Below are 16,238 nucleotides of genomic sequence, written 5' to 3'. Positions count from 1 at the left end.
GGGCCACCGCCCCGCCGGACGTTGTTCCATGGGCGTGACCCCGATGGAAGCGAGGGGAGGGGTGGGGTCAGGCGATGGCGGATGTGATGCGGTCCGCCGCGTCGGACAGGGCGATCTCCGACTTCTCGCCTGTGACACGGTCGCGGAGCTCCACCACGCCCTGGGACAGCCCGCGCCCGACCACCACGATCGTCGGAACCCCCAGCAGCTCGGCGTCCTTGAACTTCACGCCGGGCGAGACCTGCGGCCGGTCGTCCACCAGGACGCGCAGGCCGCGGGACTCCAGCTGGACGCCCAGCTCCAGGGCGGCCTCCACCTGGTTTTCCTTGCCGGTGCCGACGATGTGCACGTCGGCGGGGGCCACCTCGCGCGGCCACACCAGCCCGAGCGAGTCGTAGGCCTGCTCGGCGATGACCGCCACGGCACGTGAGACGCCGATGCCGTAGGAGCCCATCGTGATGCGCTTCGGCTTGCCGTCGGGGCCGAGGGCGTCGAGACCGGCGGCGTCGGCGTACTTGCGGCCGAGCTGGAAGATGTGGCCGATCTCGATGCCGCGGTCGATGGACAGCTCAGAGCCGCAGCGCGGGCAGGGGTCGCCGGCGCGCACCTCGGCGGCCTCGATGGTGCCGTCGGGGGTGAAGTCGCGGCCCGCGATCACATTGGCGGCGTGCTTGCCCGGCTCGTTGGCGCCGGTCACCCAGGAACTGCCGGTGACCACGCGGGGGTCGACCAGGTAGCGGATCCCGAGCTCGCGCAGGGCCTGCGGGCCGATGTAGCCGCGTACGAGGCCCGGGTGGCGGACGAAGTCCTCGGACTCGAAGATGGCGGGCTCGCCGGGCGCCAGCGCGGCCTCCAGGCGCTTGAAGTCGACCTCGCGGTCGCCCGGGACGCCGATGACCAGTGTCTCGACCTTGTCGGAGCCGGGTGTGGAGATCTTGACGACGACGTTCTTCAGCGTGTCGGCGGCGGTGATGGACAGGCCGTGGTGCTCGTTGACGTACGACACCAGGGTCTGGATGGTCGGGGTGTCGGGGGTGTCCATGACCCGCAGGGCCGGCGCGTCGTCGTACGGGCGGGCGGCGGGGGCGGGCGTGGTGACGGCCTCGGCGTTGGCCGCGTAGCCGCACGAGTGGCAGGCCACGAACGTGTCCTCGCCGGTGGGCGTGGGCGCGAGGAACTCCTCCGACGCCGACCCGCCCATGGCGCCCGACTGGGCGAACACGATCTTGTAGCGGATGCCGAGCCGGTCGAAGGTCTTGATGTACGCCTCGCGGTGCTGCTCGTAGGAGCGCTTGAGCCCGTCGTCGTCGAGGTCGAACGAGTAGGAGTCCTTCATGAGGAACTCGCGGCCGCGCAGGATGCCCGCCCGGGGCCTGGCCTCGTCACGGTATTTGGTCTGGATCTGGTAAAGGGTGACCGGATAGTCCTTGTAGGAGGAGTATTCGCCCTTGACCATGTCGGTGAAGAGCTCCTCGTGCGTGGGGCCGAGGAGGTAGTCGGCGCCCTTGCGGTCCTGCAGCCGGAACAGCGTGTCGCCGTATTCGGTCCAGCGGCCGGTGGCCTCGTAGTATTCGCGGGGCAGCAGGGCGGGGAAGAGCACCTCCTGGGCGCCCATCCGGTTCATCTCCTCGCGGACGATCCTGGTGACGTTTTCCAGGACGATCTTGCCGAGGGGCAGCCAGGAGTAGATGCCCGGCGCCACGCGGCGGACGTAGCCGGCGCGGACCAGGAGCTTGTGGCTCGGCACTTCCGCGTCTGCCGGGTCGTCCCGCAGGGTGCGAAGAAACAACGACGACATGCGCAGCAACACGGCTACTCCTTGCTCGAACCCGGACGTGAAGGATTACAGGCTATCGAGTGGGGGACGCCGTTCGCTCGGGCTTAATGGCGAGGGGCGCGGCAGGCGTCAGGCCACCAGTGGGACCCAGTCCGGCACGAAGGTCGCCAGGCCGACCGCGAACAGGCCGGAGAAGACCGCCGAGAGCGCGAGGGCGCGGACCCGGGCGCGGGCCCTCCTGCGCAGCGCGAGCACCAGGCCGACCGCCAGCAGCCCGACGGTCAGCGCGGGCACGGGCCAGAACGCGTGCTCGCTGTCGATGAACCCGGGCGTCGCCCGGTCCAGGACGTCCGCGATCAGCGCCGCGCCGATCGTGCCCGCCGCCAGGTCGCCCCAGGCGTCGTCCCGGCGGGTGACGTACGCCAGCAGGCCCAGGCCGACGAGCAGGGTGAGGGTCCAGTTGAGCCCGGCGGCGCTGCCGCCGATGACGTCGAAGGTGAGATCGCCGCGGAGCACGCTCGCGCCCATGGCCGCGACCAGCGTGGACACCGCCGCCAGGAAAGTCGTCAGCAGCGCCCAGCCGAACCCTGACGCGCTGACCCCGACGGCCAGGGACAGGGCGAGGTAGACATACGGCTCGTAGAACTGGTCGATCCAGCCGGGGCCGCGGCCGGATACGAGCATGCCGATGAGGCCGACGGCCAGTCCGCCGAGGAAGGCCGCGACCAGATGGAGTTCGATGCCGCGCTGCCGGCGGTCGTACTCGGCGAAGTCGGCGTAGTCGATTGCGGTGTTGTTCATCTCCATGTCCCTGGTCAACCCTCACCCGGTAACTCCTAGGGATGACCGCCCTCAGATTATGTAAACCTACACAAAAGGCAAATTTCGGTCATACCTCTACCAAAACAAGCAATCGCTTGGTTAGCATGAGGGCCGTGTCGCTTCCCGATGAGCTCCGCGCCGTTGTCCGCGACTACCTCGCCGGGCGTCCCGGCGCGTCCTGGCGGGAATTCGCGCGTGACGTCGGTGTCGCGGGACTGCTCGTCCCCGAGGAATGCGGCGGCGCCGGTTGCGGGCCGGCCGAAATGGCCGCCGTGGCGGAGGAGCTGGGGCGGGTCCTGTCGCCGCATCCATTCCTGCAGTCCGCGGTGATGGCCGTCGAGGCCGCCGTCGCGTGCGGAGCCTCCGACCTGCTCGCGGCGCTGGCCGACGGGTCCTCGACCGCGACCGTGGTGCTGCCGGGCGACGGTGGCCTGCGGCTGGCGGACGGGCTGCTGACGGGTGTGGTGCCGTACGCGCTGGAGGGCGAGCTGGTGCTCCTCTACGTCGGCGACGCGCTGGTCGAGGCCGTGCCCACGCGGCGGGAGCCGTACCGGACCATGGACGAGAGCAGGCCGCTGACGCGGCTGACCTTCGAGAACGTCCCCGTGCGGCGGCTCGGCGACGGCGCGTCGCACGCCCGCGTGCGCGACCTCGGCATCGCGGCGCTGGCCGCCGAGCAGGTGGGCGGGGCGGAGCGCTGTCTGGAGATGGCGGTCGAGCACGCCGGGCGGCGGCACCAGTTCGGGCGGCCGATCGGGTCGTTCCAGGCGATCAAGCACAAGCTGGCCGACGTGCTGCTCCTCGTGGAGTCGGCCCGGTCGGCGGCCGGGGCGGCGGCCGTGGACGGGGTGTTCGCGGCGATCGCGGGGTCGTACTGCACGGAGGCGTATCTGACGGCGGCCGGGGAGAACATCCAGGTCCACGGCGGGATCGGGGTCACCTGGGAGCACCCGGCGCACCGGTATCTCAAGCGGGCCACGTCCGACGCGCAGCTCTTCGGCCCGCCCCAGGCTCACCGGGCCCGCCTGGCGGCCCACGTCTTCGGCGACCCGGTCCCGCTCGTCCCCTGATCGGCGCCGCGTCGTCCCCTGTTGCGATCACACAGACGACAGGAAGCGCCGGCGCCTAGCCGCCCAGGAGTTCCTCCCACGGATGGCGGGCGTTGGTGCGGCGGGTGGTGTCGAGGGCCTCGGCCAGGCGCCAGAAACCCGGCCGCGCGCGTACGGTGGCCCGGCCCATCGGGTCGATCGCGCGCAGCTCGAAGCGCACGCCCATCACGTCCAGCACGGCCGAGGCGTCGTTGCCCGGGCCCGCCTCGGCGACGAGCGAGCCCTCGTAGCCTGGGTCGCGCACCTGCTCGGCCAGCAGGGTCGCCACCTCCGACGCGTACGGCCCGTCGCGCCACTCGATGTGCCAGCTGTGGTCGGATCCGCGCCACCAGGTCAGGTCGCGGCAGGACTCGATGAAGTCGGCCTCGGTCGCCAGTGCGGCCATCACCCGGCCGAACGCCTCGTAGCGGCGGGCACTCGTGAGCGAGAGATCGTCGTCGCCCTGGTCGGGGACCGTGGCATTTTTCGGCCGCCTCAGCGCGTACTTTCGCTTCACAGCCATCCACTCTGATCGCGCCCGCACCCTTCCCGCAAGACTTTGCTGCTGATACTCTCTACCAAGCGAGCGCTTGGTTTACTACTGTGCCGGAGGCGCGATGACGTCCCTGAGGATCAGCCTGGGGTACGAACTGGAGGTCCGCGGCCGCACCCGCGAAGTCGAGCAACAGGCGTTCCACAACGTGGTCGAGCAGGTCGTGCTGGGGGACCGGCTGGGCTTCGACACCGCCTGGTTCGTCGAGCACCACTTCACCAGGGGCTTTTCCCACTCCTCCGCCCCCGACCTGGTCCTGGCCGCCATCTCCCAGCGAACCGAGCGCATCCACCTGGGGCTCGGCGTGGTGCTGCTGCCGTTCCAGTCCCCGATCCGCACGGCGGAGCGCGTGGCCACGCTGGACGTGCTGAGCGGCGGGCGGGTGGAGTTCGGGACCGGGCGCGGGGCCTCGCCGCTGGAGTATCAGGCGTTCCAGCGGCCGTTCGAGAAGTCCCGGCAGATCTGGGAGGACTCGCTGGAGGCGACGCTGGCCATCTGGGAGGCGGACGGCGAGCCGGTCAGCCGGTCGAACGAGTTCTTCGAGATCCCCGATGTGGCCGTCTACCCGCGGCCGGTCCAGCGGCCGCATCCCCCGGTGTGGGTGGCGTCCACGTCGCTGGAGGGGTACCTGGCGGCCGCCAGGCACGGGTACAACCTGCTCGGCATGACGATGCTCAAGGGCATCGACGACGTCGCCGCCGACATCGCGAAATATCGGGAATGTCTGGCGGAGCATGGCTTCGACCCCGCCAGCCGGCGCGTCGCCCTCATGATCCCGTGGTTCGTCGCCCCCACCCGGGAGGAGGCCAACGCCGCGGCCGCCGACCCCGTCCTGTGGTACATCCGGCGCCAGGTCAATCTCGTCACCCCGCCCGACTACTACGACGCCCGCCACGCCACCCACCGCGTGCTCGGCCAGCTCGCGGCCGGGCTCCCGCCCGATGAGTCCATGGCCACGCTGCGCGAGCACCTCATGGTGGTGGTGGACGACGTGGAGGGCTCGCGCAAGGCCCTGGCCAGGATCGCCGAGGCCGGCGCCACGGACCTCATCATCCAGGCCCAGGTCGGCGGGCTGGCGCACGAGCGGGTGTGCGAGTCGATGACGTTGTTCATGACCGAGGTGGTGCGCTGATGACCGTGTTCGCTGCCGGGGCGGTGGCCGGATGACCCGCTGGCTGACCCGCGATGATCTCGGGGCCGCCGCGCGGACGGCCACCGGGCTCCTGCTCGTCTCCCCCGACGTGTCGAGCGTCTTCCCGATGGGCCCCGAGGACCGTACGGCCGCCGCCGGGCTGACCGCGGCGGCGCTGCGGGCGGCCGGCGTCGGTGAACGCGACCGCGTCGTGGTGGCGCTCGCCGAGCCCGCGGGCGCGCTGTGGAGCGCCGCCGCGGCCGACGTCGCGCAGGCCGCCGCCGCCGTGGGGCCGCGCGGCCGGATGCGCCTGCACCACGCGCTGTCCGCGCTGAAGGCCACCACGCTGGTCGCCACCCCGACGGGCGCGATGGACTTCCTGGCCCGCCTGCACCTGGAGTTCCTCCTGGACCCGCTGGACCTCGGGCTCAGGAACATCGTCGTGACCGGCGAGATCGCCTCGAAACGCACGATCGGCCACCTGGCGGATGAGTTCGAGGCACGGGTCACCGAGGTGTACGCCAGCCCGTTCGGCGGCACGCCCCTGGCCTGGCGCGCGTCCGAGGAGGACCCGCTCACGCCGCTCGCGGACGATGTGCTGGGCCTGGCGGCCCTGGCCAAGGACGAGGCCCCCGGTCCGGGCGCCGCGCCGGTCGAACTGGTCGTCACCCCGCACGGGCACTCGACGCTCGGCGACGTCGTGCTCAGAACCGGCCAGGTGGCGAAGGCGGGCGAGGGCCTGCCGGCGCCGGCGCACACCGTGGGTGACCATGTGCTGGTCAGGGGCGTGTGGCTGGCGCTGCCGCGCGTCGAGAAGGCGCTGTCGAAGATCGACGGCGTGGCCGGCTGGGACCTCGCGATCAGCCGGCAGGGCACGCTGGACGCGGCCGTGCTCACCGTGACGTTCAACCGGGAGAGCCTGGTCGGCAACCCCATGTGGCGCTCGCGGATCCAGCAGGCCGTCCAGGCGCTGACCCCCGTGTCGATCGGCGTGGAGATCGCCCAGGACGTCTCCGAGACGCCACGGCCGGGCACCGTGAACGACCTGCGCGGCCACCACCTGGGCAGGGACCGGGCTCTCATCCAATGATGCCGGACTGGGAGACGCTGCCCCGCATGCTGCGCGACCAGGCAGAGCGCCATCCCGACGCCGTGGTGATCGCCGAGGGCGGCACGCGGGTGACGCTGTCGGACCTGCGGTCGGCGGCCGCCGACGTCGCCCGCGGCCTCATCGCCCTCGGCGTCGAGCCCGGCGACCGGGTGGCGATGTGGGGGATGAACTCCGCGTACTGGGTGACGCACGCGTTCGGGATCTGGGACGCGGGCGCGGTGATCGTGCCGCTGTCGTCGAGGTACAAGGGCATCGAGGCCGCCCAGCTCATCGAGAAGACCGGTGCGAAGGTGCTGATCACCGGCGAGGGGCCCACGGCCGTCCCGCTCGCCGGGCTGCTCCCGCCGCTGCCCGGCCTGCGCCACACGATCGTCCCCCCGGCGCAGGAGTTACGCGCTCTCGGCAGGCGGGTCTCCGAACGGGAGGCCGAGGACAGGGCGCTCGCGCTCCGCCCCGATGACCTGTGCGAGATCATGTCCACGTCGGGCACGACCGGCACGCCCAAGGGCGTGATGCTGGATCACGCCCAGGTCCTGCGCGGCTACTGGGACTGGTCGGAGATCGTCACGCTGGACGAGCACGACCGCTATCCGATCATCGCGCCGTTCAGCCACGGGTTCGGGCTCAACGCCGGGCTCGTCGCCTGCGTGCTGCGCCGGGCCACGATGTTGCCGATCCCGATCTTCACTCCGGACGCGCTCATGTCGCTGATCTCGGCCGAGCGCGTCACGATCCTGGCCGGGCCGCCCACGCTCTTCCACCGCATCCTGGACGAGCTGGAGCGCGGCTCCTGGGACGTGTCGTCGCTGAGGGTGGCCATCTGCGGCGCGGCCGCCGTCCCGGCGACCCTGATCAGGCGGCTGGTCGAGCGGGTCGGCCTGGAACGGATGATCAACGCGTACGGGCTGATGGAGGGCACGGTCGTCTCGATGACCAGGGCGGGCGACCCCATCGACGTCATCGCCACCACCACCGGACGGCCCGTGCCGGGCATCGAGGTCAAGATCGTCGATGACGACGGCAAGGAGGTCGCGACAGGCGAGCGCGGCGAGATCCTCCAGCGCGGGTACGGCGTGATGCGCGGCTACTGGGACGACCCCGGGAAGACGGCCGAGGCCGTCGACGCCGGCGGCTGGCTGCACACGGGCGACGTCGGCGTACTGGACGAGCACGGCAACCTCGCCATCGTGGACCGCAAGAAGGAGCTCTACATCGTCAACGGCTTCAACGTGTCCCCGGCCGAGGTCGAGTCGCTCCTGCTGCGCGAGGGGTCGCCGGCCCAGGTGGCGGTCGTCGGCGTGCCGGACCCGGTCACCGGCGAGGCGGGGGTGGCGTACGTCGTGCCCAGGCCGGGCGCGACCGTCGACCCCGAGGCGCTGATCGCGTGGGCGCGGGACAACATGTCCAACTACAAGGTCCCCAAGCGGGTCGTCGTCGTCGACTCCCTCCCCACCAACGTCAACGGCAAAATCGACAAGATCGCACTACGCGACCGGGAGCGGCGGGCGAGTTAAGTTGGTAGTGCGCCCGCTGTCCCAGGAGCTGCCATGTTGCGCCTGCTGGCCGGGGCGGCCGCACGTAGGTTCGGGGCGCGCGCGGCCGTGGTCACCGGCTCCACTTCGCTGACCTTCGCCGATCTCGACCGGCTCTCCGACGAGGTGGCCGCCGGGCTCGCCCATCGAGGCGCCCGGATCGGCGACGTCGTGGTCCTCGCGCTCCCCGACGGCCCCGAGTTCGTGATCTGCTATGTCGCCGCCGCGAAGATCGGCGCGGTGACCGCGGGCATCGGCACCGAACGCGTGGAGCTGCTGGCCATGCTGGACCCGGCCATCGTCATCACCGTCCCGCGCGTGCTGCCGCCGCTGGCCGGGCTCGACGTGGTGACGCTGCCCGTCGAGCGCGACGGCCGGGTACGCCGTGCGTACGACCCCGCGTGGCTGGCCGGTCTGCGCAGGGCCGAGCCGCCACCGCCGCCGCTCCCGCCCGACCCCGGCCGCCCGGTGGTGATCGCGTTCACCTCCGGCAGGACGGGGCCGCCCAAGGGCGTGTTGTTCGGCAACCGCCAGCTGGAGGCCATCCGCGCTCACGGGGCGGGGTCCCGCTGGGCCACGGGCGACGCCCGGCTGGTGCCGCATCCGCTGGGCCGGCTCGGGTTCGCCACCCGGTTGCCGATCTTCCTTCAGACCGGGCGGACCTGCCACGTGCTGCCGTCGTGGAATGTGGACGGGGTCATGCGGATCATGCGGGACCACGGGATCGGGGTGCTGCACGGCAGCCCGTACCAGCTGTCGCGCATCCTGGCCTGCGGCGGGGATCTGCCCGACCTGACGCTCATCCTGTCCAGCGGCGCCCCCGCCCCGCCCGAGCTGATCAGGGCGCTGCGGGCCAGGTACGGCGTGCCGGTCTGCAACCGTTACATCTGCACCGAGGCCGGGCTGGGCCTCGGCACGCGGCCCGACGACCCTCCCGAGGACGCCGAGGTGAGCGTCGGCCGGCCGCGCGGTGGGGTGGACGTGTCCGTACGGGACGAGGGCGGCCGCGTCCAGGCTCCCGAGGAGCCCGGTGAGGTGCTTCTCCGGTCGGATGCGGTGATGAGCGGCTACGTTGGCAACAGCACCGATCAATCGGTTTTCGCCAGGGACGGGTTCGTCCGCACCGGCGACCGGGGATACATCGATGACACTGGCCGGTTGCATCTGGTGGGGCGCGTGTCCAGGGCGGCCGGGTCTTAGGAGGCAGCGTGGCGTTGCGTGTGGCGGTCATCGGATCGGGCCCCGCCGGGATCTACACGGCCGAGGCGCTGGTCAAGCAGTCGGCGCATGACGTGCAGGTCGACGTGCTCGAACGCCTGCCGACCCCGTACGGGCTGGTCAGGTATGGCGTCGCGCCCGATCACACGTCGATCAAGTCGATCGCGAACTACCTGCGGAGGGTGCTGGAGCTGCCGGAGGTCCGCTTCCTCGGCGGCGTCACGCTCGGCGCGCATCTGTCCGTCGAGGACCTGCTGGGCCGCTACGACGCGGTGGTCTACTGCACGGGCGCGATGGTCGACAGGAAGCTCGGCATCCCCGGCGAGGACCTGCCCGGGAGTGTGGCGGCGACCGACTTCGTCAACTGGTACTGCGGGCACCCCGACGTCGATCCCGGCCGGTTCACGCTCGACACGTCCGAGGTCGCGGTGATCGGCGTCGGGAACGTGGCCGTGGACGTCGTCCGCGTCCTGGCCAAGACCGCCGACGAGCTGCGCGCCACCGACGTGCCCCACGACGTGCTGCAGCGCCTCTCCGAGAGCCAGGTCAAGGCCATCCACATGGTCGGCAGACGCGGCCCCGAGCACGCCAAGTTCACCCTGAAGGAGCTGCGCGAGCTGGGCGATCTGGCCAACGCCGACGTCTGCGTGCGCCCCGACGAGGCCGTCGTACTCGGCGGCGACTTCCCGCGCCAGGTCCAGGGCAACATCAAGGTCCTGCAGTCGTGGGCCGACCGCGAGCCTGTCGGCCGCCCGCGCCGCCTGGACGTGCGCTTCTGGCTGCGGCCCGTGGAGATCCTCGGCGCCGAGCGGGTCGAAGGGCTCAAGCTGGAGCGCACCCGGCTGTCGCAGGACGGCCGCGTGATGGGCACGGGCGAGTTCGAGACGCTGCCGGTCGGCATGGTGCTGCGGTCGGTCGGCTACCAGAGCGTTCCGCTGCCCGGGGTGCCGTTCTCGGAGAAGACCATGACCGTGCCGAACGAGGCCGGCCGGGTCCGCGACCGCGAATACGTTGCCGGCTGGCTCAAACGCGGACCCACCGGGGTGATCGGCACCAACAAGTCCGACGCCGCGGAAACCGTCCGTACGCTCCTGGCCGACCTGGAGGGGCACGAGCGCGTGGGCGGCGAGCCGATCGAGGCGCTGCTGGCCGAGCGGGGCGTGCGGCCGGTCACGTACGATGAGTGGCTCGCGATCGAGGCGGCCGAGGCCGAGCTGGCCAGGTCACTCGGCCGCGGTGAACGCGTCAAGCTCGTCGGTCTGGAGGCCATGCTCCGTGCCTGCCGTCCCTGAACCGCCCGGTGGGTTCGCGGGGGCGTACCGCGCCCAGCGGGTCCGCTACCCGCACCTGACGGCCGCCCCCGGATGGCAGCCGGTCCACACCGTGTACGTGCCGGCCGACAGGTTCTCCGCGCGCACGGTCGGCGAGTGGCGCGATCAGGCGTTGTCCCTGGTCAAGGCCCATCTGGGTGGTCCCGGCGAGCTCACCGAGGTCTTCGGCGTGCCGCACGGGCTCGCCGCCGCCGTCCACGAGAGGCTGCTCGCCAAGCTCGCGCACGAGCCGATCGAGGACCTGCGCGTCGACTTCGAGGACGGCTACGGCGTGCGGCCCGACGACGTCGAGGACGGGCACGTGGAGCAGGCCGCCGAGGCGGTGGCCGCGCTGCACGCCGCCGGGGCGCTGCCGCGGCGGTGGGGGCCGCGGGTGAAGTCGTTCGCGGACGGTGATCCGGGTCGGTCGGTGCGGACGCTCGCCGGATTCGTCACCGGCGTGGCCGAGCGGGCCGGCGAGCTGCCCGCCGGATTCACGGTGACGTTCCCGAAGGTGCTGATGGAGGACTACCTCGGGCAGTTCGCGGACGTGCTGGCGCGGCTGGAGGAGGGGCTGGAGGTTCGCCTGCGTTTCGAGATGCAGGTGGAGGCGCCGCAGACGCTGCCGTTCCTGCGTGCCGAGCTGGCCGAGTCGCTGGGCGGGCGGCTGGCGGCGGCGCATTTCGGCGTATTCGACTACACGGCCGCGCTCGGGCTGCCGCCGCACGAGCAGCGGCTCGACCATCCGGCCTGCGACCACGCCCGGCACGTGATGCAGACCGCGTTCGCCGGCACGGGCGTGGAGCTCTCCGACGGGTCGCTGGCCGCCTCGCCCGCCTCCGGCCGCGCGGCCGACGTGCACGCGCTGTGGCGGCGGCACGCGGAGCTGGTGCGGCACTCGCTGCGGCACGGGTTCTACCAGGGCTGGGACATGCATCCGTCGCACCTGGTGAGCCGCTTCGCCGCCGTCTACGCCTTCCACCTGGCCGACTACGACTCCTACCGGGCGCGGGTGACCGCCTGGGAGGAGCAGCGGGACGCCGGTGGCGGCGTCATGGACGAGCCCGCCACCGTCCGCACCCTCGCCGCCGCGCTGCGCAGGGCTGACGCGGCCCTGCCCTGACCGGGCGGCGGCCCGGTCAGTCGCGCTCGACCAGGGCCCGCCACTGGCGTACCTGCCGCCACTCGACCGGGTCCGACCAGCTCGCCCGCACCGCCGAGCCGACGTGGAAGGCGCGGATGCCGTAGTCCAGCAGGGCCGGCACATGTGCCGGGCGCAGGCCGCCGCCGGCCAGGATGATCGAGCCGTCGCCGGCCTCCGCCCTGGCCCGTAACGTCGGCAGGCCGTCCCCCACCCCGATGGGCGAGCCCGAGGTGAGCACGGTCGCGAGGTTGGGCAGCAGGCGCACGGCGCGCCAGGACGCCTGGATGTCGGCCGCGTGGTCGACGGCCCGGTGGAACGTCCACGGCAGCGGGGACACGGCGTGGATCAGCGCCTCGGTCGCCGCCAGATCGACGGCTCCCGCGCCGTCGAGGAACCCGAACACGAACCCGGCCGCCCCGGCCTGCGCCAACGCCTTGGCGTCCCTGCCGAGCCGCTCCAGGACGTCGGGGCCGGCGGCGAAGTCGGCGTCGCAGCGGAGCATCACCATCTGGGGCAGGGGGCATTCCGCGGCGATCGCGGCCACCGTCTCCGGGGAGGGGGTCAGCCCGTCGGCCGCCATGTCGGCGACGACCTCCAGCCGGTCGGCTCCGCCCTGTTCGGCGGCCACGGCGTCGCGCACGTTGAGCGCGATCACCTCGAGCAGGGATCCGGTCATGCAGGAGAGGTTATATGGTGATCTGCGCCTTTGTGTCGGGAAGAGCCCCTGCTACCTGGGACGGAACATGGCCTTCGTACGCCGGCGCAGGAACGCCGGGCCTGCCAGGCACGCCGCCGCGATCAGCAGGATGGCCAATGACACAGGACGTGTCACGAAAACGGACGGATCCCCTTCGCTGAACGCCAGCGCCCGCCTGAACTGCACCTCCATCAACGGCCCCAGCACGGCCCCGAGGATCAACGGCGCCACCGGATACCGGGCCCGGTGCAGCACCCATCCCAGGAGCCCGAACCCGTACGCCACCAGCACCTCGAAAACGCTCTGCGAGATCGAGTAAACCCCCAGCGTGGCGAACGTCAGGATGGAGGCCGTCAGCAGCGCGGCGGGCACGGTCAGCAGCTTCACCCACACCCGGATCAGCGGCAGGTTGAGCACCAGCAGCATCACGTTCCCGATGTACAGGCTGGCGATCAGCGTCCATACCAGCACCGGCTGCTGGTCGAAGAGCCGCGGCCCGGGTTGCACGTTGTAGATCTGGAACGCGATCAGCAGCATGCTCGCCGTCGCCGACGTCGGAATCCCCAGCGTCAGCAGCGGCACCAGCACCCCGGAGAAGGCCGCGTTGTTGGCCGCCTCGGGCCCCGCCACCCCTTCGATGGCGCCCTGCCCGAACTCCTCCTTGTGCCGCGACAACCGCTTCTCGACGTTGTAGCTCAGGAAGGTCGGCAACTCGGCGCCCCCAGCGGGCAGCGACCCGATCGGCAGCCCGAACAGGGTCCCCCGCAGCCAAGGCCGCCACGACCGGCGCCAGTCCTCCCTCGTCATCCCGATCTTCCCGGCCACCTCTACGGGCGCCTGCGCGGGCAGGTGCGTGGCGGCGGCCGTGGAGACCGCCTCCGCCACCGCGAACAGCCCGACCGCGACCGCCACCACCGACAGCCCTTCGTACAGTTCGGGCACTCCGAAGGCGAAGCGCGGCTGCCCGGTCATCTGGTCGATGCCGACCATCCCGATCGTCAGCCCGAGGAAGAGACTCGACAGCCCCCTGACGATCGAGTCCCCCATCAGCGAGGTGACCGTCACGAACGCCAGCACCATGATCGAGAAGTACTCGGCAGGCTGAATCAGCTTGGCGATGTTCGACATGCCGGGAGCCAGAAACGTGATCACGACCGTGGAGATCGTGCCCGCCACGAACGACCCGATGGCCGCCGTCGCCAGCGCCGCCCCCGCCCGGCCGCGCCGGGCCATCGGATATCCCTCGAGCGTCGTCGGGATCGAGGCCGTCTCGCCGGGGATGTTGAGCAAGATCGCGGTCGTGGAGCCGCCGTACATGCCGCCGTAGTAGATCCCGGCGAACATGACGAACGCCCCCACCGGGTCGAAGACGAACGTCAGCGGCAGCAGCAACGCGATGGTGGTGGCGGGCCCGAGCCCGGGCAGCACGCCCACCAGGGTGCCGACGGTGACGCCGAGCACGGCCAGCAGCAGGTTCTGCAGGCTCAGCGCGTGGCCGAACCCGTCGAGCAGGTTGCCGAGCACGTCCATCTCAGATCGCCAATCGGATCAGGCCCGGCGGCAGCGTGATGCCGAGGAGCCGGTCGAACAGGAAGTACGTGGCCAGCGCCAGCACCAGCCCCACCAGCACGTCACGGACCGGTCTCCGGCTCCCCAGCACCCTGGCCACGACCGCGAAGAAGACGGTCGTGGCCTGCCAGTAACCCGCGGGCACGAGGAGCAGCGCGTACCCGGCCAGGGCGGCCACCAGCATCCCCACCGAGGGCCAGTGGATCTCTTCAGCGGCCTCCGTACCGCCGCTGAAGGCCTGGACGACGCCGATGACCGCCACCACGGCCAGCCCGCACCCCACCAGCAGCGGGAACGCGCGCGGCCCCACCGCCTGGTACCCGTCGCCCCGCGGGATCGCGAACGCCTGAGCCAGCACCACCACGGCCGCCGCCAGGAAGCCGAGCGAGACGATCCGCTGCGTCACTTGCCGAGCCCCAGCTCGCCCAGGATGGCGGTGACCTGGGTACGCTGCTCGGCCAGGACCTTGCCGAACTCGTCACCCGGCCGCCAGTCCTCGGTCCAGTTGTTGCGCTCCAGGACCTTCTTCCAGCACGAGGTCTGCCGCACCTTGTCCAGCAGGCCGATGACGTCCTGCTGCTGCTCCTTCGTCAGCCCGGCCGGGGCCAGCACGCCGGCCAGCGTCGCGACGGCCTCGCCGGCGAGGCCCAGCTCCTTCATCGTGGGCGCGTCCACGCTCTGGACGCGCTGCTCGGAGTCCACCGCGAGCACCCGCACCTCGCCCGCGTCGATCTGCGGGCGCAGCTCGGCGACCGTGTCGACGGCCGCGGTGGCGGCGCCGCTGAGGAGGAGGTTCATGGACTCGCCGCCGCCCGCCGTGGGCACGAAGTTGATCTCCTTGACGGCGACGCCCCTGTCCTTGGCCAGCCCCGCCACCGTCATCTGGCCGGGCCCGCCGAGCGAGCCGCCGGTCCACTTGACGCCGCGCGGGCGGGCCTCCATCGCGTCGAGCAGCGCCTTCAGGTCCTGGTACGGCGACTTCTTCGTCACCACGATCGCGCTCGGCCCCCGGCTCAGCCCGGCCACGGGCGTGAGCGAGGAGAGGTCCACCGGCGACTTGTTGTTCACGATGCCGCCCAGCATGGTCACGCTGTCCATGACCATGAGCTGGTAGGGGTCGCCCTTCTTCTTGGCGAACTGGGCCAGCCCGATCGTGCCGCCCGCGCCCGGCACGTTGGTGACCGTGGCGTCCACGTCGGCGACCTTGCAGTCGCTGAGCGAGCCGGCGATGCCGCGGGCCCGCGTGTCCCAGCCGCCGCCCGGGCTGCCCGGCGCCATGATCGCCAGGGGCTTGCTGGGGTAGCCGCCGCCCGCGTCGGCGCTCTCGCCCACGGCGCAGCCGGTCAGCGAGGCGGCCACGGCCATGACGGTGAGCAACTTGATCTTCATGATGACTCCCGGGGGGTGAGTATCGAGGCGAAGAATTCCTTGACCGGCTCCAGCACCCGCATCGGCTCATGGCCCACGCCTGGCACGACGTCGAACCGCACGCCGATCCCGTGGGCCTCGAAGTTGTCGCGCAGCGCCCTGAGCCGCTCGACGCGCGTGACCCCGTAGGCGTCGGCGCCGTCCATCCAGTTGGTGTCGCCCTGGTTGTTGATCTCCCAGGTCTCCACGTCCGCGCCGCCCACGACCATCTGCACCGGCACGTCCCGCAGCTCCGCCACCCGGGGAGCGCAGCCGAACTCCTCCTCGAACCCCTTCAACCCGATCCACCACGGGCTGTCGTGATCGATGTACGTGATCCGCCCCGGCGCGCCGATGGACAAGCCGGAGAGCCGGTCGGGATGCAGGTACGCGAACCGGTGCACGAACTGCCCGCCCCCGGAGAACCCGTGCAGCAGGAACCGCCGGACGTCCACGTTGAAGCGCTCGCCGACCTCGTCGGCCATGGCCAGCAGCACGCGGTCGAAGCGGATGTCGCCGTACCGGAGGAACTTGAAGTTGTGCAGGTCGTCGGGGTCTCCGATGCCGGCCGGGAAGAGCGGGGCGAGCACCAGGCAGCCGTGTTCCTCGGCCCACCCGGCGAAGTTGTCGCGGTACTGCGGGCCGCGCCTACCCGTCCCGTGCTGCAGGACCGCCATCGGCAGCGGCGCGCCGTCCGGGTCGTGCGCGGACGGCACGTACAAGCAGTATGAGAACCTCTGGTCGAATCGCGACGCGAAGACGGTCGTGGCACCCGCCGAGTAGAACCCCGTCGGATGCCTGACCATGTGCAGTGCCTTAGCCATGGGCCCTCAGCCTGCGCAAACACGTGTTCGGTCACAAGGAGATTGACGCGAACG

General features: G+C 71.6%; 15 protein-coding genes. 7 read left to right on the top strand and 8 right to left on the bottom strand.

What is annotated here, in order from left to right; all coding sequences use genetic code 11:
- Nucleotides 1–67: 67 nt before the first annotated feature.
- Nucleotides 68–1,810, bottom strand: coding sequence for a proline--tRNA ligase (locus ACIBX3_RS44960; protein ID WP_397126770.1), 1,743 nt, complete (start codon nucleotides 1,808–1,810; stop codon nucleotides 68–70).
- A gap of 96 nt (nucleotides 1,811–1,906) precedes the next feature.
- On the bottom strand, nucleotides 1,907–2,578 hold the full coding sequence (locus ACIBX3_RS44955) for a hypothetical protein (protein WP_397126769.1): 672 nt from the start codon (nucleotides 2,576–2,578) through the stop codon (nucleotides 1,907–1,909).
- A 125-nt stretch (nucleotides 2,579–2,703) separates the two neighbouring features.
- On the opposite strand from ACIBX3_RS44955, the gene ACIBX3_RS44950 reads away from it, so the two are divergent.
- A complete protein-coding gene (locus ACIBX3_RS44950; protein WP_397126768.1) occupies nucleotides 2,704–3,669 on the top strand; it encodes an acyl-CoA dehydrogenase family protein in 966 nt (321 codons plus the stop codon).
- Between the two features lie 55 nt (nucleotides 3,670–3,724).
- Here ACIBX3_RS44950 and ACIBX3_RS44945 read toward each other — a convergent pair whose 3' ends face one another.
- Entirely contained in the window at nucleotides 3,725–4,210 is a 486-nt protein-coding gene (locus ACIBX3_RS44945; RefSeq protein ID WP_397126767.1) for a hypothetical protein, read from the bottom strand.
- A 94-nt stretch (nucleotides 4,211–4,304) separates the two neighbouring features.
- Here ACIBX3_RS44945 and ACIBX3_RS44940 point away from each other — a divergent pair, with 94 nt between their 5' ends.
- Genes ACIBX3_RS44940 through ACIBX3_RS44915 form a run of 6 tightly spaced genes read left to right on the top strand, consistent with a single transcriptional unit; the run spans nucleotide 4,305 to nucleotide 11,666 of the window.
- Complete coding sequence (locus tag ACIBX3_RS44940) at nucleotides 4,305–5,372, top strand: LLM class flavin-dependent oxidoreductase (protein WP_397126766.1); 1,068 nt, start codon at nucleotides 4,305–4,307, stop codon at nucleotides 5,370–5,372.
- Nucleotides 5,373–5,403: 31 nt separating this feature from the next.
- On the top strand, nucleotides 5,404–6,462 hold the full coding sequence (locus ACIBX3_RS44935) for a hypothetical protein (protein WP_397126765.1): 1,059 nt from the start codon (nucleotides 5,404–5,406) through the stop codon (nucleotides 6,460–6,462).
- Complete coding sequence (locus tag ACIBX3_RS44930) at nucleotides 6,462–7,997, top strand: AMP-binding protein (RefSeq protein ID WP_397126764.1); 1,536 nt, start codon at nucleotides 6,462–6,464, stop codon at nucleotides 7,995–7,997. Before ACIBX3_RS44935 ends, ACIBX3_RS44930 begins: the two co-directional genes overlap by 1 nt.
- A 33-nt stretch (nucleotides 7,998–8,030) precedes the next feature.
- Nucleotides 8,031–9,215, top strand: a complete 1,185-nt coding sequence (locus tag ACIBX3_RS44925; RefSeq protein ID WP_397126763.1) for a class I adenylate-forming enzyme family protein — start codon at nucleotides 8,031–8,033, stop codon at nucleotides 9,213–9,215.
- An 8-nt stretch (nucleotides 9,216–9,223) separates the two neighbouring features.
- Entirely contained in the window at nucleotides 9,224–10,525 is a 1,302-nt protein-coding gene (locus ACIBX3_RS44920) for an FAD-dependent oxidoreductase (protein WP_397126762.1), read from the top strand.
- Nucleotides 10,509–11,666 (top strand): DUF6986 family protein, encoded by a 1,158-nt coding sequence (locus ACIBX3_RS44915; protein ID WP_397126761.1) that lies wholly within the window; start codon nucleotides 10,509–10,511, stop codon nucleotides 11,664–11,666. The genes ACIBX3_RS44920 and ACIBX3_RS44915 overlap by 17 nt, the downstream gene beginning before the upstream one ends.
- A gap of 16 nt (nucleotides 11,667–11,682) precedes the next feature.
- Here ACIBX3_RS44915 and ACIBX3_RS44910 read toward each other — a convergent pair whose 3' ends face one another.
- The 5 genes from ACIBX3_RS44910 to ACIBX3_RS44890 are packed head-to-tail and all read right to left on the bottom strand — an operon-like array spanning nucleotide 11,683 to nucleotide 16,184.
- Nucleotides 11,683–12,363, bottom strand: coding sequence for a copper homeostasis protein CutC (locus tag ACIBX3_RS44910; protein WP_397126760.1), 681 nt, complete (start codon nucleotides 12,361–12,363; stop codon nucleotides 11,683–11,685).
- A gap of 51 nt (nucleotides 12,364–12,414) precedes the next feature.
- A complete protein-coding gene (locus ACIBX3_RS44905; protein ID WP_397126759.1) occupies nucleotides 12,415–13,914 on the bottom strand; it encodes a tripartite tricarboxylate transporter permease in 1,500 nt (499 codons plus the stop codon).
- Nucleotide 13,915: 1 nt separating this feature from the next.
- Entirely contained in the window at nucleotides 13,916–14,359 is a 444-nt protein-coding gene (locus ACIBX3_RS44900; protein ID WP_397126758.1) for a tripartite tricarboxylate transporter TctB family protein, read from the bottom strand.
- Entirely contained in the window at nucleotides 14,356–15,342 is a 987-nt protein-coding gene (locus ACIBX3_RS44895; protein ID WP_397126757.1) for a Bug family tripartite tricarboxylate transporter substrate binding protein, read from the bottom strand. Before ACIBX3_RS44895 ends, ACIBX3_RS44900 begins: the two co-directional genes overlap by 4 nt.
- Entirely contained in the window at nucleotides 15,339–16,184 is an 846-nt protein-coding gene (locus tag ACIBX3_RS44890; RefSeq protein WP_397126756.1) for a hypothetical protein, read from the bottom strand. The genes ACIBX3_RS44895 and ACIBX3_RS44890 overlap by 4 nt, the downstream gene beginning before the upstream one ends.
- Nucleotides 16,185–16,238 lie beyond the last annotated feature (54 nt).

This window comes from Nonomuraea sp. NPDC049480, from assembly GCF_044465905.1.
Lineage (GTDB): Bacteria > Actinomycetota > Actinomycetes > Streptosporangiales > Streptosporangiaceae > Nonomuraea.
Note: the sequence above shows the minus strand (reverse complement) of the source record. Positions and strands in the feature narration are given on the sequence as shown.